Annotated in this window: 17 protein-coding genes; 6 read left to right on the top strand and 11 right to left on the bottom strand. The window is 68.0% G+C overall.

Annotated elements, in window-relative coordinates; genetic code table 11:
* Positions 1–102: 102 nt before the first annotated feature.
* The 3 genes from QY917_RS10215 (at position 103) to QY917_RS10205 (ending at position 3,118) form a co-directional block, all read left to right on the top strand.
* Positions 103–1,089, top strand: a complete 987-nt coding sequence (locus QY917_RS10215) for a quinone oxidoreductase (RefSeq protein ID WP_103737068.1) — start codon at positions 103–105, stop codon at positions 1,087–1,089.
* Positions 1,086–1,907: an NUDIX domain-containing protein gene (locus QY917_RS10210; RefSeq protein ID WP_123676251.1), complete on the top strand. Its 822-nt coding sequence runs from the start codon at positions 1,086–1,088 to the stop codon at positions 1,905–1,907. Before QY917_RS10215 ends, QY917_RS10210 begins: the two co-directional genes overlap by 4 nt.
* 221 nt (positions 1,908–2,128) lie before the next feature.
* Complete coding sequence (locus QY917_RS10205) at positions 2,129–3,118, top strand: bile acid:sodium symporter family protein (protein WP_123676252.1); 990 nt, start codon at positions 2,129–2,131, stop codon at positions 3,116–3,118.
* Here QY917_RS10205 and QY917_RS10200 read toward each other — a convergent pair.
* From QY917_RS10200 to QY917_RS10185, 4 genes are all read right to left on the bottom strand, one after another.
* Positions 3,109–4,779, bottom strand: coding sequence for a Na/Pi cotransporter family protein (locus tag QY917_RS10200; RefSeq protein WP_123676253.1), 1,671 nt, complete (start codon positions 4,777–4,779; stop codon positions 3,109–3,111). The genes QY917_RS10205 and QY917_RS10200 overlap by 10 nt on opposite strands.
* A 94-nt stretch (positions 4,780–4,873) precedes the next feature.
* Positions 4,874–5,371 (bottom strand): signal peptidase II, encoded by a 498-nt coding sequence (gene lspA, locus QY917_RS10195; RefSeq protein WP_103737064.1) that lies wholly within the window; start codon positions 5,369–5,371, stop codon positions 4,874–4,876.
* Positions 5,371–8,226 (bottom strand): isoleucine--tRNA ligase, encoded by a 2,856-nt coding sequence (ileS, locus tag QY917_RS10190; RefSeq protein ID WP_123676254.1) that lies wholly within the window; start codon positions 8,224–8,226, stop codon positions 5,371–5,373. Before ileS ends, lspA begins: the two co-directional genes overlap by 1 nt.
* A 114-nt stretch (positions 8,227–8,340) precedes the next feature.
* Positions 8,341–9,384, bottom strand: coding sequence for a bifunctional riboflavin kinase/FAD synthetase (locus tag QY917_RS10185; protein WP_088886164.1), 1,044 nt, complete (start codon positions 9,382–9,384; stop codon positions 8,341–8,343).
* Between the two features lie 162 nt (positions 9,385–9,546).
* Here QY917_RS10185 and QY917_RS10180 point away from each other — a divergent pair, with 162 nt between their 5' ends.
* Entirely contained in the window at positions 9,547–10,104 is a 558-nt protein-coding gene (locus QY917_RS10180) for an HNH endonuclease (protein ID WP_011806507.1), read from the top strand.
* 62 nt (positions 10,105–10,166) lie between these two features.
* Here QY917_RS10180 and QY917_RS10175 read toward each other — a convergent pair whose 3' ends face one another.
* The 5 genes from QY917_RS10175 to QY917_RS10155 form a co-directional block, all read right to left on the bottom strand.
* Entirely contained in the window at positions 10,167–11,486 is a 1,320-nt protein-coding gene (locus QY917_RS10175) for a tetratricopeptide repeat protein (protein ID WP_123676255.1), read from the bottom strand.
* Positions 11,483–11,728, bottom strand: a complete 246-nt coding sequence (locus tag QY917_RS10170; RefSeq protein WP_123676256.1) for a hypothetical protein — start codon at positions 11,726–11,728, stop codon at positions 11,483–11,485. Before QY917_RS10170 ends, QY917_RS10175 begins: the two co-directional genes overlap by 4 nt.
* A 110-nt stretch (positions 11,729–11,838) precedes the next feature.
* Positions 11,839–12,954: an acyl-CoA dehydrogenase family protein gene (locus QY917_RS10165; RefSeq protein WP_123676257.1), complete on the bottom strand. Its 1,116-nt coding sequence runs from the start codon at positions 12,952–12,954 to the stop codon at positions 11,839–11,841.
* 12 nt (positions 12,955–12,966) lie between these two features.
* The gene (locus QY917_RS10160) at positions 12,967–14,148 is read right to left on the bottom strand and encodes an acyl-CoA dehydrogenase family protein (RefSeq protein WP_015914057.1); all 1,182 of its coding nucleotides are present in this window, start codon (positions 14,146–14,148) and stop codon (positions 12,967–12,969) included.
* 87 nt (positions 14,149–14,235) lie between these two features.
* Positions 14,236–14,913 carry a YceH family protein gene (locus QY917_RS10155; protein ID WP_123676258.1) on the bottom strand — a complete coding sequence of 226 codons (678 nt, stop codon included), beginning with the start codon at positions 14,911–14,913 and terminating at the stop codon, positions 14,236–14,238.
* Between the two features lie 23 nt (positions 14,914–14,936).
* On the opposite strand from QY917_RS10155, the gene purN reads away from it, so the two are divergent.
* Positions 14,937–15,521 carry a phosphoribosylglycinamide formyltransferase gene (purN, locus tag QY917_RS10150; RefSeq protein WP_015914055.1) on the top strand — a complete coding sequence of 195 codons (585 nt, stop codon included), beginning with the start codon at positions 14,937–14,939 and terminating at the stop codon, positions 15,519–15,521.
* A gap of 64 nt (positions 15,522–15,585) precedes the next feature.
* Here the strand turns inward: purN and QY917_RS10145 are convergent, their stop codons facing one another.
* Both QY917_RS10145 and QY917_RS10140 read right to left on the bottom strand, forming a co-directional pair.
* Complete coding sequence (locus tag QY917_RS10145) at positions 15,586–16,143, bottom strand: hypothetical protein (RefSeq protein ID WP_123676281.1); 558 nt, start codon at positions 16,141–16,143, stop codon at positions 15,586–15,588.
* 206 nt (positions 16,144–16,349) lie between these two features.
* A complete protein-coding gene (locus QY917_RS10140; RefSeq protein ID WP_041836404.1) occupies positions 16,350–16,598 on the bottom strand; it encodes a DUF1653 domain-containing protein in 249 nt (82 codons plus the stop codon).
* Positions 16,599–16,648: 50 nt separating this feature from the next.
* Between QY917_RS10140 and QY917_RS10135 the strand changes: the two genes are divergently transcribed.
* Entirely contained in the window at positions 16,649–18,520 is a 1,872-nt protein-coding gene (locus QY917_RS10135) for a M48 family metalloprotease (RefSeq protein ID WP_123676259.1), read from the top strand.
* Positions 18,521–18,562 lie beyond the last annotated feature (42 nt).

Genomic DNA, 18,562 nt, shown 5'->3' with positions numbered 1-18,562 from the left:
CAGTCGGCGTCCTCCCGTGTGTGTCCCGCGCACGGCAAGGGCTGGCAAATCATGGCAGCATCTGCGGCGTTCGCTTGCAATCATTCCAGGAGACCCATTCCCATGACCCTCGCCGTTCAGATCCGCCAGCACGGTGGCCCCGAAGAACTCCAGATCGTTGACGTGCAGGTCGGCGAGCCCGGCCCGGGTGAGGTGCGCATCCGCCACCGCGCGGTGGGCCTGAACTTCATCGACGTGTACCACCGCACCGGCCTGTACCCCTTGAACATGCCGGCCAGCATCGGCATGGAGGGCGCGGGCGTGATCGAGGCGGTGGGCGAGGGCGTCACGCACCTGCGCGTGGGCGACCGCGCGGCCTACGCCAGCCAGCCGCCCGGCAGCTACTGCGAAGTGCGCGTGATGCCCGCCAAGTGCGTGTGCAAGCTGCCCGATGCGATCAGCTTCGAGACCGGTGCGGCCATGATGCTCAAGGGCCTGACCGCCCAGTATCTGCTGAAGAAAACCCGCCCCGTCGAAGGGCTGGAGCCCGGCGACTTCGTACTGTTCCACGCGGCCGCGGGGGGCGTGGGCCTGATCGCCTGCCAGTGGGCCAAGGCCCTGGGCCTGCAGCTCATCGGCACCGCAGGATCGGACGCCAAGTGCCAGCTGGCGCTGGACAACGGCGCGGCCTATGCCATCAACTATGCCAAGGAAGACTTCGCCGCCCGGGTCAAGGAGATCACCGGCGGGCGCGGCGTGAAGGTGGTGTACGACTCCGTGGGCAAGGACACCTGGGACAAGTCGCTGGATTGCCTGCGTCCCTTCGGGTTGATGGCCAGCTTCGGCAACGCCTCGGGCCCCGTGGCGCCGTTCGCACCCGGCATGCTGGGCGCCAAGGGCTCGCTGTACGTCACGCGCCAGACGCTGTTCAGCCACATCACCACGCGCGAGGCCACGCAGGCCATGGCGGACGACCTGTTCGCCGTGGTGGCCAGCGGCCAGGTGAAGATCCACATTGCCCAGCGCTATGCGCTGCGCGACGTGCAGCAGGCGCACCGCGACCTGGAGGCGCGCAAGACCACGGGCTCCACCATCCTCACGCTGGAATGACGGCGCCCAGCCAGCCGGCGCCCGCCTGGGTGGCCGCCGCACGCCGGCAGGCGCAGTGCCCGCCAGTGGCACAGCGCGTGCCGCTGCTGTTGGGGCGCGAGTGCGTGGGGTCGGTGGATGCCGCGGTTTTTGACCAGATTGGCATTCAAAGGTTACTGGACAAGCGCTGGCAGCTATCACAAGTAGAGCATCAAGGGCAACCCGCGTGGGCCCTGCCGGCGCAGGAGGCCACGGCGGCGCTGAATGCGCTGGCCCTTGCGCTGCGCACGGCGGGCTGCTGCGGCCCCTGGCGCGACGAGCAACTGGCCGTGTGCACGCCCGATGGCCGGCGCCTGGCGACCGTGGAGCGCGGGGCCGTGCGCGTGCTGGGCCTGGCCACGCAGGCCGTGCACCTGGTGGGCTGCACGGCGGGGGGCGCCCTGTGGGTGCAGCAGCGCTCCTTCACCAAGCCCAACAACCCCGGCCAGTGGGACACGCTGATGGGCGGCATGGTGTCCGCGGCCGACAGCCTGCATGAAGCCCTGGCGCGCGAGACATGGGAGGAGGCCGGGCTGCGCCTGGAGCAATTGCAGGCCCTGGCAGCCGGCGGCCAGGTGCAGTTTGCGCAGCCCAGCAGCGAGGCGGGTGGCACCGGCTACATGGTGGAGCGCATCGACTGGTTCCACGCCACCGTGCCCGAGGGCGTGGTGCCGGTGAACCAGGATGGCGAAGTGGCGCGCTTCGAATGCCTGACCCATGGCGAGGTGCACGAGCGCCTGGCTCAAGGGGCGTTCACGCCGGAGGCGGCGCTGGTGCTGGCCGGTTTCTATGGTTGGTGATTTGCTATTAAAACAATAGCTGTTACCGCATAATGGACAAGCGTTAGACAGCGATTTCATTCGTTAGTGAAGCGCCGCCGCGGCGGTTGCCTGTGCAGCGGACTGGAGAACATGCGGCGCGCCGACGCCATAGGGGCACATGCCCGACAATCCAGGCCTCATGCCTGCGCCGGCAGGCTCGCCGCACTACGGCACGCTTTCTCCACCGCTCCTCGCACACCATGGCCCGTTCCCGTCTGCTGCCCGACAACTTCACCCTTGCCCTCGTGGCCACCGTCACGCTGGCCAGCCTGCTGCCTGCATCCGGCGCCGTGGGCGCGTTTTTCGAGAAGGCCACCGTGGGCGTGGTGGCGCTGTTGTTCTTCATGCATGGCGCCAAGCTGTCGCGCGAGGCCGTGATCGCAGGCATCGGCCACTGGCGATTGCACCTGCTGGTGGTGGCCAGCACCTTCATGCTGTTTCCGGTGCTGGGCCTGGTGCTGCGGCCGGTGCTGCAGCCGCTGGTGACGCCCGAGCTGTACACCGGCGTGCTGTTCTTGTGTGTGCTGCCGGCCACGGTGCAGTCGGCCATCGCGTTCACGGCGGTGGCCCGCGGCAACATGGCGGCGGCCATTTGCAGCGCTTCGGCCTCCACCCTGCTGGGTATCGTGATCACGCCGCTGTTGGTGGGCGTGGTGCTGCCGCAGGCCTCGGGCACGGTGCAGCAGGATGTGCTGGGCAGCATCGGTCGCATCATGCTGCAGCTGATGCTGCCCTTCGTTGCGGGGCACCTGCTGCGGCCGTGGATCGGCGGTTTCATTGGCCGCCACGCGGCGACGCTCAAGTACGTGGACCAGGGCTCGGTGCTGCTGGTGGTCTACACCGCATTCAGCGCAGCCGTGGTGGGCGGCCTGTGGCACGAGTTGCCGCTGCCTGCGCTGGCCGGCCTGCTGGTGGTGTGCGCGGTGATCTTGGGGCTGGCGCTCACCGCCACCACTTGGCTGGCGCGGCGCCTGGGTTTTTCCAAGGAGGATGAGATCACCATCGTGTTCTGTGGCTCCAAGAAGAGCCTGGTGAGCGGCGTACCCATGGCCAAGGTGCTGTTCCCCTCGGAGGCCGCAGGCGCCATCGTGCTGCCGCTGATGGTGTTCCACCAGATGCAGCTCATGGTGTGCGCGGTGCTGGCGCAGCGCTATGCACGCCGTCCCCAGGCGACAGCGCCTCAGGGGTGATCGTTCAGCGGCGCGGGCGCCGCGCGCAGGGCCTTGAGGCGGCTGGGGGCCAGCGCGCCGGCCGACTCCAGGATGGGGTAGGCGATGGAACAGATGTGCGAGTTGATGCGCTTGAGGTCGCTGATCAGGTCGATGTGCAGCGAGCTGGTCTCCATGGCCGGCACCGTGCCGTCCGACAGCCGTAGCAGGTGGCTGGCGGCGTAGGCGCGCTCCAGGTCGCGAAAGCGCACCTTCTCCTCCAGCAGGCGCTGCGCGTCGCGCAGGTTGCCGTTCAGGAACACGCTCATGCCCAGGCGCAGGTTGTCTATCAGGCGCTGGTGCAGTTCGGTGATCTCGGCCATGCCGGCCTCGGAGAAGTCGCGGCCCTTGCGGATCTTCTTGTCCTCGATGTCCTGCAGCACGCGCTCGATGATGTCGCCCACCTGCTCCATGTTGATGGTGAAGCTGATGATGTCGGCCCAGCGGCGGCTTTCCTCCTCGCCCAGGGCCTCGCGCGAGATCTTCGTCAGGTAGTACTTGATCGCGGAGTACAGCTCGTCCACCTCGTCGTCCATCTTGCGCAGGCGTTCGGCCAGGTCCTGGTCGTTGTGGCGTATGACCTGCAGCACGCCCAGCAACATGGTCTCCACCACGTCGGCCTGGTACAGGGCCTCGCGCGCCGCGCAGGAGATGGCCAGCGAGGGCGTGGACAGCGCGGACGGGTCCAGGTGCTGCGGGCGGCGGCGCTGCGCGCTTTCGGGCTTGGGCAGCAACCACGCCACGGCGCGCGCCACCCATTGCGTGAAGCCGATGAAGCCCACGCTGATGAGGATGTTGTAGGCCAGGTGGAACAGCACCACGCCCTGGGCCGTGCCGGGCATGTGCGGCTGCAGGTGCCGCAGCCACAGCCCGATGAACGGGGCCACCAGCAGCACGCCCAGGACCTTGAACACCAGGTTGCCCACGGTCACCTGGCGCACCTCCACGGCCGACTTGGCGGTGGTCAGTACCGCCACCAGGCCGCTACCCAGGTTGGCGCCCAGCACCAGGCCGAGGGCCACGTCCAGCGGCACCACGTGCGAGGCGGCCATGGCCGCGATCAGCAGCACGATGGCGAGACTGGAGTAGGCCAGCACGGCCAGCACCGTGCCCAGGATGATCTCCAGCGCAATGTCGCTGCGCACCGAGCCCAGCACCATCTTGATGACGGGCGAGGCCAGCATGGGGCCGCTGGCCTGCATCACCATCTCCAGCGCCAGCAGCATCAGCCCCAGGCCGATCAGCACGCGCCCCACGCGCCCGGCGGTGCCGGCCTGGCGCGCGATGAACAGCACCACGCCCACGAAGATGAACAGCGGCGACAGCCACGACAGGTCCAGCGAGAACAGCACGGACATGAGCGCGGTGCCCACGTCAGCGCCGCGCATCACGGCCAGCGCCGCGGGCAGCGTGATCAGCCCCTGGCCCACGAAGGACGAGGTCATGAGCGAGGTGGCGGTGCTGGACTGCACCAGTGCCGTCACGCCCATGCCCGAGAGCGCGGCGGAGAAGCGGTTGCCCATGCTGCGCGCCAGCATGGTGCGCAGATTGGCGCCGAACACGCGCAGCACGCCGGTGCGCACGAGGTGCGTGCCCCAGACCAGCAGGGCAATGGCGGCCAGCAGATTCAGCAGGTGTTTCATGGGTGGGCTTGGGCTCTTCCAACGGGTCGTCGTGCGACCATGAAACAGCGCAGCATACCCGCGAACGGGCGCCGTGGTGGCGCCCAGGCGGGCGTCAGCCGGTGCGGCGCACGCGCAGCAGCTCGTCCAGGATCAGGCAGGCCGCACCCACGGTGATGGCGCAGTCGGCCACGTTGAACGCGGGGAAGTGCCAGCCGCGCAGGTGAAAGTCCAGGAAGTCCACGACGTAGCCATGCTGCAGGCGGTCCACCACGTTGCCGATGGCACCGCCCAGGATGCTGGACAGCGCGAAGCAGAACAGCTTCTGCCCCGGGTGGGCGCGCAGCTGCCACAGGATGAAGACCGCCGTTGCCAGCGCAATGCCCGTGAACAGCCAGCGCTGCCATCCCCCGGCATCGGCCAGGAAGGAGAACGCCGCCCCGGTGTTGTGCGCCCGCACGATGTTGAAGAAGCTGGTCACGTAGGTCGCGTCGCCCAGGCGGTAGTAGCCCAGGATCAGCGTCTTGGTGAACTGGTCGGCAATGACGAGCAGCACGGCCCAGGCCAACCAGGGCCACAGGCTGGCGCTGCGGGATACGGCGGCGCGCGCCATCAGGCGTGCACCCGGTTTTCACCGGCGCCATGCAAGTTGCTGTCGCAGCGCCCGCAGAGCGTGGGGTGCTCGGGATTCTGGCCCACGTCGGCGCGGTAGTGCCAGCAGCGCTCGCACTTGGCATCGGAACTGGCTGCAACGCTGATCTGCAGGGCGCTGCCAGCTATCAAATATGTAGCTGAAACGATGAGCACGAACTTCAGGTCGTCGCCCAGGCTGGCCAGCAGCGCATGGTCTTCGGGCGCGGCAGTGAGCGTGACCACGGCCTGTAGCGACGAGCCCACGGTGCCGGCAGCGCGCACGGTCTCGATCTCCTTGTTCACCGCGTCGCGGATCTCACGTAGGCGTTCCCACTTGGCGGCCAGGCCTTCGTCGGCCGTGGGAATGGTCTGGTAGGTCTCCAGGTAGATGGTCTCGGACTGGCCGAACACCTTCCATGCCTCTTCGGCCGTGAAGGACAGGAACGGCGCCATCCAGCGCAGCATGGCATGGGTGATCTGGTACAGCGCCGTCTGCGCGCTGCGGCGCGCCAGGCTCTTGGGCGCCGTGGTGTACAGGCGGTCCTTGAGCACGTCGAGGTAAAAGCCCCCCAGGTCTTCCGAGCAGTACAGCTGCAGCTTGGCGACCACGGGGTGGAACTCGTACACCTTGTAGTGCGCCAGGATGTCCTGCTGCAGCTGCGCCGCGCGCGAGAGGGCGTAGCGGTCGATCTCCAGCATCTGCTCGAACGGCACGGCGTCCTGGGCCGGGTCGAAGTCGCTCACGTTGGCGAGCAAGAAGCGCAGCGTGTTGCGGATGCGGCGGTAGGCGTCCACCACGCGCGCCAGGATCTTGTCGTCGATCGCCAGGTCGCCCGAGTAGTCGGTGGCGGCACACCACAGGCGGATGATTTCGGCGCCCAGCTTGCCGCTCACCTCCTGCGGCGAGACGGTGTTGCCCAGCGACTTGCTCATCTTCTTGCCCTGGCCGTCCACCGTGAAGCCGTGCGTGAGCAGGCCGCGGTAGGGTGCGCGCCCGAAGATGGCGCTGGCCAGCAGCAGCGAGCTGTGGAACCAGCCGCGGTGCTGGTCATGGCCTTCGAGGTACAGGTCGGCCTCGGGACCCTCGTCATGGTGCATGGTGGGGTGGGTGCCGCGCATCACATGCCAGAAGGTGGAGCCGGAGTCGAACCACACTTCCAGGATGTCGGTGCTCTTGGTGTAGTGCTTGGCGTCCTCCGCGCCCAGGATCTCCTCGGCCGTCACACGGCTCCAGGCTTCGATGCCGCCCTGCTCGACGATCTCTGCGGCCTGGTCGATGATCTCCATGGTGCGCGGGTGCAGCTCGCCCGAGTCCTGGTGCAGGAAGAACGGGATCGGCACGCCCCAGCTGCGCTGGCGCGAAATGCACCAGTCGGGCCGTCCGGCAATCATGTCGCGCAGGCGGGCCTTGCCGTTGTCCGGGTAGAAGGCCGTGTGCTCGATGGCTTCCAGCGCGATCTGGCGCAGGGTTTGTGCGGGTTTCTGCGCCGGGTCGGTGAACACGCCCTCGCCCTCGTCCATGCGCACGAACCACTGCGCCGCGGCGCGGTAGATCACGGGCGTCTTGTGGCGCCAGCAGTGCGGGTAGCTGTGGGTGATGGTGGTGGTGTTCAGCAGGCGACCGGCGACCTTGAGTGCGTCGATGATGACGGGCACGGCCTTCCAGATGTGCTGGCCGCCGAACAGCGGAAAGTCCGCCGCGTAGGTGCCGTTGCCCTGCACGGGGTTCAGGATCTGGTCGTAGGCCATGCCGTGGGCGACGCAGGAGTTGAAGTCGTCCACGCCATAGGCGGGCGAGGAGTGCACCAGGCCCGTGCCATCGCTGGCAGTGGCGTAGTCGGCCAGGTACACGGGCGACAGGCGCCGGTAGCCCGCGTCCATGTCGTACAGCGGATGCTCGAACTCCAGGCCCGCGAGCTTTTCGCCGGGCACCACGGCCAGCACCTGGCCCGTGAGGCCCCAGCGCGTCATGCAGGCCTCGACCAGCGATTCGGCCACGATGAACAGGCCGCGCTCGGTGTCCACCAGCGCGTACGGCAGCTCGGGATTGAGGTTCAGTGCCTGGTTGGCGGGAATGGTCCAGGCGGTGGTGGTCCAGATGACCGCGAAGGCGTCCTTGGACAGGGCGGGCAGGCCGAAGGCAGCGGCCAGCTTGGCCGGCTCATGCGCCTTGAACGCCACGTCCAGCGTCTGGCTCTTCTTGTCCTGGTATTCGATCTCGAACTCCGCCAGCGACGAGGCGCAGTCGAAGCACCAGTACACGGGCTTCAAGCCACGGTACACGAAACCGCGCTCCATGACCTTTTTGAGCGCGCGGACCTCGCCGGCCTCGCTCGCAAAATTCATGGTCTTGTACGGGTTGTCCCAGTCGCCCAGCACGCCCAGGCGCTTGAAGTCCACCATCTGCTGCGCGATCTGCTCGGTGGCAAACGCGCGGCCCTTGGCCTGCATCTCGTCGCGCGGCAGGTTGCGGCCGTGCAGCTTTTCGATGGCGTTTTCGATCGGCAGGCCGTGGCAGTCCCAGCCCGGCACGTAGATCGCGTCAAAGCCCTCGAGCTGGCGCGCCTTGATGATCATGTCCTTCAGGATCTTGTTTACCGCGTGGCCGATGTGCAGCTGGCCGTTGGCGTACGGCGGGCCGTCGTGCAGGATGAACTTCGGCGCGCCGCTGCGGGCGTCGCGCAGCTTCTTGTAGATGCCCTTGTCGTCCCATTCCTTGACCCAGCCCGGCTCGCGCTTGGGCAGGTCGCCGCGCATGGGGAAGGGCGTGTCGGGCATGTTCAGCGTGCCGCGGTAGGCACTGGCGGGGGCGTTCTTGGGGTTGGAATCGGACATGGGAACCTTCAGGTCAAGGGCGTTCCGGGCGTGGCCCGAAAGGCAAACACGGGGGCAGGACAAGGGCGGGGCTGGCGCGGCCCGCCAAGCGCTGGCGGGGCGAAGGCGGCCCCGTCAAATTCGGTCGCGGGTGGTCTGGCGACGGGTCTCTGCGTGGGAGGATGCGAAGTACGCGCGGGCGTCATCGCAGTCCTTGGCGATGCCGGTTGTGAGGGCGCCAAGGCTGTCGTACTTCAGCTCGTCGTGCAGTTTGTGCAGGAGTTCCACGCGCACGATTTTACCGTAGGCCCCCTCGGCTCCCAGGTGAGCGGGCCACTGCAGGCAATGCGTCTCCAGCAGCACGCGCCCGCCGTTCACGTCGCTCGGGTCCAGCGACGGGCGCACGCCCAGGTTGGCCACACCGGGCAGGGGCTCGGCGTCCAGCCCGTGCACCAGTACCGCGAAGATGCCGCTGGCGGCCGGTTTCCAGTGCGCAAAGCGCAGGTTCAGCGTGCGAAAGCCGTCCTGGTGAGGCCCGCTGGCGGCGGAGCGGCCCAGCGACCGGCCCAGCTTGCGTCCATGCACCACGTGGCCAGAGATCGCGTACGGGCGCCCCAGCAGGCGAGTGGCTTCCTCCATGTCGCCGGCGCCCAGGGCGTCGCGCACGGCGGAGCTGGAAACACGCAGCCCGTGCACCTCGTAGCTGTTCATGCGCGCCACCTCGAAGCCGCGCTCGCGGCCGGCGGTGTCCAGCATGGCGTAGTCCCCCGCGCGCTGGGCGCCGAAGCGGAAATCGTCGCCCACCAGCAGGTAGCGCGCCCCCAGGCCGCCCACCACCACATCGTCGATGAAGGCCTGGGGTGCCTGGCGTGCCAGCTTTTCGTTGAACGGCAGCACGATGGTCTGCTGCACGCCGCAGCGCGCCAGCTCGGACAGCTTGTCGCGCAGCGTGCCGATGCGCGCGGGCGCGAGATCCGGGCGCTTGTGCACCCCGGCGAAGTAGTCGCGCGGATGCGGCTCGAAGGTCAGCACGCAGCTTTGCACGCCGCGGTGCTGCGCCTCGCTGTTCAGCAGGGCCAGCATGGCCTGGTGGCCGCGGTGCACGCCGTCGAAATTGCCGATGGTGAGGGCGCAGGCCGGTGCCACGTCCGGGTGATGGAAGCCGCGGAAGATCTTCATCGCAGTGCTTTTCTTTTGATAGCGGCTGGCGCAAGTCCATCAAGCGCTTGACGCCAATTTGTCATGAAAAAGAGTATATTGTGCGCTACCGGCTGCGCTGCACAGTGCGACCGGCGAGACATCAACGTTCCGATTCTTGTGTTCCATGGCAGGAGGCGTGTTGTGAAGGTCTTGAAGCTGTCGGCCCAGGGGCTGCCGCAATCCTGGATAACGCTGGAGCAGGCGGTCACGCACTACGCCGCGGGCGAGGTGCGCTGGGAGATCGGCGCGCAGGTCGCGCTGTTTCGCGGTGGCCATAACGCCATCACCGGCGAGCAGTCACAGATCGCGGTAAGCAGCATCATCGGTACGCGTGGCGTGCCGAACATCAACCCCTTTGACCTCTACCCCAGCCTCACCAACGCCAAGCTGTTCGCACGCGACCGCAACGTGTGCGCCTACTGCGGAGGGCATTTCCAGGAACAGGACCTGACCCGCGAGCACATCGTGCCGTTTGCCAGGAACGGCGTGGACCACTGGATGAACGTGGTCACCTCCTGCCGCCCCTGCAACCACCGCAAGGGCCCGCGTACGCCCGAGCAGGCGCATATGCCGCTGCTGTACACGCCTTACGTACCCAGCCTGTGGGAAGACTTCATCCTGCGCAACCGGCGCATCCTGGCCGACCAGATGGAGTTCCTCATGGCCCACGTGCCCAAGTCGTCGCGGCTGTTGAGCTGACGTTGGCGGTAAGAAAAAACGCGGCCTTGGCCGCGTTTTTTGATGAGGCCGGCTGGGCTTTCTTAAGCAGCCGCCTTGCGGGCCTTGACCAGGAAGCCTTGCACAGGCTCGCCGCCTTCGTAGCGCAGCGTCAGGTCTTCGATCTCCACCGATTCAAAGCCCGCTTGGCGGCACAGCGCCTGCACATGGCTGCGCTTGTGGGCATAGCGGCCATTGGACTGCAGCACGAGGTCGGCGCCTTCTTCCGGGGCGGCCTCGCAGGAGAAGTAAAAGTCCCCGGCCGGCAGCAGAATGCGGTGCGCGTTGGGAATGGTTTCCCCCAGCTCGCCGGTGTAAATGAAGACGTCCAGTGCGGTGATTACCTCATAGATGTCGCCCGGCGTCTCGCGCAGCGCATCCAGCAGGTTGACGGTGTGAAACCGGTCGTACACGCGGTGGCGATGGGCCTGCTCGATCATCTTGGTGGAAACATCCACGCCGATCAGGAATCCGTCGATGCGGCCCAAGCACACACCCAGCAGCCCCGTGCCGCAGCCCAGGTCCAGCACATTCAGGTGCTTATCGGGGTAGCGGGCCAGGATCTTGTCGGCCACGATTTTCGGCAGTTGGTACCGCAGACCGCGTACCGTGTGCTGGTCGTAGACCTCGGCCAGGCCATCAAACAGATGGCGGTTCAACTCGACAGGCTGGTGCGGCGGGGTAACGCCATGGGCCAGCGCGCTGTAATAGGCATACACGGAATCGCCGGGCGCCAACTCAAGCAACGTGGTGGTATCGGCCGCGGCCTGGGCGGGCTTGCCTGCCGCCAGCAGGGTCTTCACGCGGCCCAGCAGCGCCTGTTGGTCCTTGGGATCCTGCGCGATCAAGCCGTTCCATACATCCAGTGCTTCGGCGTGTTGCCCCAGGCCTTCCAGGTCGGCGGCCAGGAGGCGGCGCAACTGCACGTCGCCCGGCACCAGCTCCAGACCGCGACGCAGATGGCGCACGGCCATTTCAGCGTGGCCCGCACGGTGCGCAATGTCCACCACCCCGGCCAGCACCAACAGGTTCTTGGGCTCCAGCTTGGCCACCTTCTCGGCCGTCTCCACGGCTTCCTGGAACTGGTTCTGTCGCGCCAGCAGCAGCGCCAGCTCCAGCAGACCCGGGCCCCATGTAGGTGCCAGGGCGACGCTCTTGCGCAGGGCTTCGAAGGCGCCCTTGACGTTGCCTGCCTTCTCCGCCATCAGGCCGGCCAGCATGAAGACGCGCGCGTCGTTGGGCGACTTCTTCTGGGCCTTGTTCAGGGTCTCGGCAGCCTGGCGGAGTTCACCTTTGGCGATCTGGGTGCGGGCGGTCTCGAGGTACTGGCGGATGGGGTCAGCGTGGGGGGCAGTGGCGCTCATGGCAAAAAGGTGCTGCGCGTTAGGGCGCTAAACGGAAAACCCGTCATTATCCGGGAAGCGTGGAAGCCGCCGGCGGCGGAGCGTAAAGCGCGTTTCGCCGACGCCAATGCGGCCGCCTGCACGTCTGCGCGGTGCAGGTGGGCCATACGCTGTGCGGCTTCCTGGTTCAAGCCAAAAACTGCGCGCATGGCACTGGATTCGGCGGCGGTGTCCAGAAAGGCAGCGATCTTCGTGCCGTGCAAGGCACGCGTTCGTAGAGCGCTATGCACGCAAGCAGAGCATCCGCACACAGCAGCATCCCCGCAAGCGCTAAGCCAGCGGAGATGCTTCCGAGAAGCGCTGCTTGGGGCCCTTAGGCAAACACCCCCGCCGTGTCCTGCATGCGCGCGCCCACCTCGCCCAGGTGGTGCAGCGTGTCGCCCCACGACATCTCCAGCTGCGTGAGCGTCTTGAAGTAGTGGCTGATGATGTACTCGTCCGTCACGCCGATGCCGCCGTGCAACTGCACCGCCTGCTGGCCGACGAAGCGCATGGACTGGCCCAGTTGCACCTTGGCGCGGGCCAGGGCGCGGTGGCGCTCGCCGGCTTCCTCGCCCAGCTTCAGGCTGGCGTAGTAGCTCATGGAGCGCGCCAGCTCCAGCTGCATCTTCATGTCGGCGATGCGGTGGCGCAGCGCCTGGAAGCTGGCGATGGGCACGCCGAACTGCTTGCGCTGGTTCATGTAGTCGGCGGTGATGGCCAGGGTCTGCTCCATGGCGCCCACGGCGTAGGCGCAGGCGGCGGCAATGCCGGTGTCCACGGCCAGCTCCAGCGCGGCCAGGCCGTCGGCGGTGGCGAGTGTGGCGGGCGCCTGGGTCAGCGACAGTTCGGCGGCGCGGCTGCCGTCCTGCGTGAGGTAGCCGCGCGTGGCCACGCCGGCGGCGCTGCGTTCCACCAGGAACAGCGCGATGCGGCCATCGAGCTGTGCGGGCACGAGGAAGGCGTCCGCCTGGTCGCCCGCCGGAACTACGCTTTTAATAGCTGTGAGCGCATATCCACCGGGCGCTGCAGCCGCTTTTGCCTCGCAAACATCGAGGCGGTAGCGGGCCTTGCGCTCCTGGTGGGCCAGCACCACCAGGGCTTCGCCGCTGGCGATGCGCGGCAGCCAGGCGGACTGCACGTTGTCGTCGGCGCACTCGCTGAGCACGCGGGCCGCAATGAACGCATGCGCCAGCGGCTCCAGCACGATGCTGCGGCCCAGCTCTTCCATGGCCACCATGGCATCCGCGGCGCCCTGGCCCAGGCCGCCGTGGGCCTCGGGCACGGTGAGGGCCGTGAGGCCCAGTTCGGCCAACTCGTTGTAAGCGGCGCGGTCAAATCCACCTGCGGCCACGATGGCGCGCCGGCGCTCGAAACCGTAACCCTTGTCCACCCAGCGGCGCACGGCGTCGCGCAGTTGCTGCTGGTCGTCGGAGAAGTTGAAATCCATGGTCTTGTCTCCTTAACCCAGCACGGTCTGAGCGACGATATTGCGTTGCACTTCATTGCTGCCGCCGTAGATGGTGGTCTTGCGCAGGTTGAAGTAGGTGGAGGCGAGCGGGGCGTTGGCGGCCACGCCGCCAGGGAAGTCGCCCTGCCAGCCGGCTTCCATGGCTTCCTCGATGAAGGGCAGGGCGAACGGGCCGGCAGCCAGCATCATCAGCTCTGCATAGCGCTGCTGGATCTCGCTGCCGCGGATCTTCAGCAGGCCGGCGATGTCCAGCGGGTTCTTGCCGCTCTTTTCCATCGACAGCACGCGCAGCACCAGCATCTCCAGCGCGACGATGTCCACCTCCAGCAGCGCGATCTGGTCGCGAAAGCGCATGTCGTCCCACACGCCCTCGGCCTTGGCGATGCGCTTCAAGCGCTCCAGCTCGCGCTTGGCGCGGTTCACGTCGGCGATGTTGGTGCGCTCATGGCTGAGCAGGTGCTTGGCGTAGGTCCAGCCCTTGTTCTCCTCGCCGATGAGCTGGTCGGCAGGCACCTCGACGTTGTCGAAGAACACCTCGTTGACCTCGCACTCGCCATCCAGCAGCTTGATGGGCCGCACGGTGACGCCGGGCGACTTCATGTCCAGCAGCAGGAAGCTGATGCCCGTCTGCGGCTTGCCCTCCGTGCTGGTGCGCACCAGGTTGAACATCCAGTCGCCGTACTGGCCGAGCGTGGTCCAGGTCTTCTGGCCGTTGACGATGTACTTGTCGCCCACGCGCTCGGCGCGGGTCTTGAGGCTGGCCAGGTCCGAGCCCGAGCCCGGCTCGCTGTAGCCCTGGCTCCACCACACCTCGCCGCTGGCGATGCCGGGCAGGAAGCGCTGCTGCTGCTCCTTGCTGCCAAAGGCCATGATCACGGGCGCCACCATCACCGGCCCGAAGGGCACGATGCGCGGCGCGCCGGCGAGGGCGCATTCCTCTTCGAACAAGTGCTTTTGCACGGCATTCCAGCCGGGTCCGCCGAACTCCCGGGGCCAGCCGTAGCCCAGCCAGCCCTTGGCGCCGAGGATCTTGGCCCAGCGTTGCATGTCGTCCTTGGTCAGGCGCAGGGCGTTGTGCACCTTGTGTGCGATGTCCTGGGGCAGGTGGGTGCGCACCCAGGCGCGAATTTCCTCGCGGAATGCCTGCTCTTCGGGGGTGAATGCAAGGTCCATGTGCTGTCTCCTGTGAAGCCGCCGTTGTAGCACGGGCGTGCTTTTCAGCCCTGTCCGAACCGTGACAGGGGCGGGGTCTTGGCGAGGTCAGTGCTCGGCCACGCCCAGTTGCTCGCACAGGCGCTGCACGGTGGCGCGCAGCGCGGCCACCTCATCCTCCAGGGCCTGTACGCGCTGGGCCAGTGCGCCGTCTTCCTCGCTGCGTGACGCGGGCGATGCGCTGGCCATCTGGACGGGGCTGGCATCCACAGGGCCGCACAGCAGGTGAGCCCAGCGCGGCTCGCGCGCGCCCGGTGCGCGCGGCAGCAGCGTGACCAGCGGCCCGCCCTTGTCATCGGAGCGCGACTGCAGCTCGTCCAGGAAGGCCTCGACCGAGGAGATATCGGCAAACCGGTGCCAGCGCTCGGCATTGATGCGCAGCTCGCCCGCGGTCTGCGGGCCGCGCAGCATCAGCAGGCCCAGCAGCGCGGCGGACTGGTCGGGCACGCCCACGCCGCGGGTGAAGTTGTGCTCCCAGCGCGCCACGCGCGCGCCGCCGATCTCCAGCACCAGCGTTTGCTGGCGCAGATCATCCAGCGCCTGCTGCACCTCGCTCTCGGTGAGTTGCATGACCGGATCGCGGCTGCTCTTTTGGTTGCAGCCGGCCAGCAGGCTGTTGAGGGTGAGGGGATAGCTGTCGGGCACGGTGCGGGACTTTTCCAGCAGCGTGGCAAGCACGCGCGCTTGCGGCGCGGTCAGGGGGCGGGTGCGGGCGTCAAAGGGCATGGGCAGGGGATAATTTCCGTCAAATGAAGAACATCGTGATTTTGATCTCCGGCGGCGGCTCCAACATGGCGGCCATCGTGCGCACCGCGCAGCAGCAGGACTGGGCGGGCCGCCACGGCATCCGTGTGGCCGCGGTGCTGAGCAACAAGGCCGATGCCAAGGGCCTGGCGCTGGCGCGCGAACAGGGCATTGCCACCCAGGTGCTGGACCACAAGGCCTATCCCTCGCGCGAGGCGTTCGACACCGCGCTGGCCCAGGCCATCGACGCTTACGAGCCGTCCCTGGTGGTGCTTGCCGGCTTCATGCGCATCCTCACCCCGGGGTTCGTGGACCACTTCGCGGGCCGGCTGGTCAACATCCACCCCTCGCTGCTGCCGGCCTTCACGGGCCTGCACACGCACCAGCGCGCCATCGACGCGGGATGCAGGTTCGCCGGCTGCACGGTGCACGAGGTCACGGCAGAACTGGACGTGGGCCCCATCCTGGACCAGGCGGTGGTGCCCGTGTTGCCGGGTGATACGGCCGACGCGCTGGCCGCCCGCGTGCTCACGCAGGAACACCTGATCTACCCACGCGCCGTACTGGCGCATTTGCTCGCGAATCGATAGCTGTTAGCGCTGATGGGGTGTGCGCTGGAGCATGATTTGCTTGCAATCTGCCCGGCCGGCACGCTCACAGCGTGCGCGCCACCTGCGCGCCGCCGCCATCCTGCAGCAACGCGCGCGCCTGCCGTGTCTGCGCGGTGTGGGTCGGGTGCACCACCACCGCCCAGCGGCCCTGCTCCAGGGCTTCCCGCACCTCGGTGATCAGCCCCACGTGGTCGGGGCGCATGGTGACGAGGCCGCCGGCCAACAGGCCGAAGGTGGTGCAAAAGCCCACCACGGCGATGAAGGCCAGCAGTGGGCTGCTGAGGATCAGCGGGGTGCCCGAGCGCAGCAGCCACGCGTAGAGCAGCAGGCCGAATACGCCGCCCGCGAAACCGGTCACCACGTGGGCGCGGATCATCGTGCGGAAGATGCCACGCTGCTCCGGCTCCAGCGTGCGGCCGAAGTGCTCGGCATGGTCTTCCCGCGCATCCTCCGGCCCCAGCATGCGCACCTGGCCGGGCGCCATACCGGGCAGGCTTTGCAGCCGCGCCACCATCGCCTGTGCGTCGGCCCGGTCGTTGAACACGGCGGCCACCTTGGTCAGCGACCGCTCGCCAAACATTCCCTGTAGCAGATAGTCCATGAAAGGCTCCTTTCCGCGGCGCACGGCTCGCCTGCGCACGCCGCCGCTTGTCGTCCTGACTACACCGTAGTGCCCGCCTTTGGGCACCGGCGTAGGACAAGGGAGGGCAGGGGTGCCGGGCCGCGCGCGCAGCCAGTAGGTGGTATTTGCTATTGAAAGAGGAGCTGCTACCGCTTGATGGACAAGCGCAAGGGCCGTATTTGGCTTCAATCCTCGGGTGTGCCCGCGCACGCGGCGAAGCGCGGCTGCTCGCGGCCATCGACCACCACCGTCCCGTTGAACATGGCGGCCGGGCGCACCCACAGGCCCTGCTCGCCGTACAGCGCGCGGTACAGGGTCATGGGCTCCAGCGTCTCGCTGTGGCGTACCGTGCCGAGCACCTCGTACAGCCCGCCTTTGTAGTGGCGATAGCGGCCGGGGGGTGTGCAAACCAGGGGTGGCAGTTCATCGTTCATGGATAGCATTCGCGGTGGAAAAAATACGCATCACAACGGGAGGGCGGTTGATGGAGAAGGCGGACTTCATACACATGGTGCGCATGAGCGAGATGGCCAGCGCCGACGACAGCCGTGCCTACCGCCGCGGCGTGGCCGCCTTTGCGGCGCTGGGCTACGCCTGGGTGCTGGGCTGCCTGGCGCTGGCTGTGGGCATGCTGGTGTGGGTGGTGCCCCAACTCCTCCACGGCAAGTTCCGCTTCGCCTGGGTATGGATTGTGATGGCCGCGTGCGGCCTGTTATGGCTGAGCCTGCGTGCGCTGTGGGTGCCGCGCAGCCCGCCCCACGGCGTACAGATCACCGCGCGTGAGGCGCCGGCGCTGTTCGATGCGCTGGAGCGCATCCGCCGCAAGATCAAGGGGCCGCCCATCCACGAGGTGTATCTGGACGACGACTTCAACGCCAGCATCCGCCAGGAGCCTCGCTGGGGTGTGCTGGGCGGTGCGCGCAATCAGCTCACGCTCGGTCTGCCGCTGCTCATGGCGCTGGACAAAAAGCGCCTGCTGGCGGTGCTGGCCCACGAATACGGCCACCTGCGTGGCGACCACGGGCGCTTTGCGGCCTGGATCTACCGCACCCGCCTGAGCTGGCACCGCCTGCACGAGGGCATGCAGGACGATGCCGGCCCCATGGCCGTGGCCACGCGGGCGTTCCTGGACTGGTACTGGCCGCGCTTTGCCGCCAAGACCTTCGCCCTGGCCCGCCAGGACGAATACGAGGCCGACCGCATCGCCGCGCGCCTGCTGGGCCAGGATGAGGTGGCCGCCGCGCTCACCGAGGTCGAGATCAAGGGCGCCTGGCTGGGCGAGCAGTTCTGGCGCCAGCACTGGCAGGGCGCGCTGTCCCAACCGCTGCCCGCCGGGCCCTACGGCGCCCTGCAGCGCCTGCTGGCACTGCCGCCGGAGCCGGCCTTCGCCCAGATGGCGCTGCGCGACGCGGTACGGCGCCTGAGTGGCGTGGACGACACCCATCCCGTGCTGCGCGACCGGGTGGAGGCGCTCACGGGTGGGCGCCCCACGCTGCCGCCGTGGTCGCAGCGCGGGGCGCTGTCGCTGCTGGGGGCGCAGGCGCGCGGCTGGCTGGCGCACTTCGATGATCAGTGGTGCAAGGCCAACGCCACGGTGTGGAAGCAGCACCACGCCCGCCTGCAGCGGGCGCAGGAGCGCGTGCGCACCCTGCAGTCCACCCAGGCCGGCAACAGCGCCACCGAGACCGTGGAGCTGGCGCGGTTGATGCGCCGGCTGGACCCGCAGGCCGCCGTGCAGCCGCTGTACGAGCGCGTGCTGGCGCGCGAACCCGCCCATGTGGGTGCGCTGCTCGGGCTGGCCGACAGCCTGGCGCCACAGGACGTGGCAGGGCGCCTGCGCTGCTGTGAGGCGTTGTGGGACTGCAGTCCCACCCATCGCTGGGGTGCGGCCCGGGGCGCGGTGCAGGCGCTGGAGCAGCGTGCCGAGGCCGGTGGGGACTATGACGCCGAGGCCCTCAAGCGCTGGCGCGAGCGCGTGCGCCAGGCGGAGGAGGTGGAGGATGCCGCCCTGGAGGAGCTGTACGACACGCCCTTCTTCCAGCGCGTGACGCGCCACGATCTGAGCGCGTTCGAGCTCGGCGAGCTGCAGGCCGAATTGGCCCTGCACCGCGCGGTGGCGCGCGCCTGGCTGGTGTGCAAGCAACTGCGCGCCATGCCCCAGCGGCGCACCTACCTGCTGTTCGTGCAATTGCGCGGTCTGGATGCGCAGGCGCGCTTTGCCCTGTGCCGCCGTCTGGAGAGCGAGTTGGAACTGCCGGGACAGGTGCTGGTGCTCGCGGCCGGTGACACGGCGGCGCTGGAGGACATCGAGCGCCAGGCGTTCGAACCTGTGCACGCCGGGCCCGGAGGGGCTTGAGGCGGCGTCGGATGATGCGGGCGCGAGATGGGACAATCACGC

The sequence above is a fragment of the Diaphorobacter sp. C33 genome (assembly GCF_030503915.1).
GTDB classification, from domain to species: Bacteria; Pseudomonadota; Gammaproteobacteria; order Burkholderiales; family Burkholderiaceae_C; genus Diaphorobacter; species Diaphorobacter nitroreducens.
The sequence above is the reverse complement of the archived record's forward strand: the minus strand, read 5'-3'. Positions and strand labels throughout refer to the sequence as shown.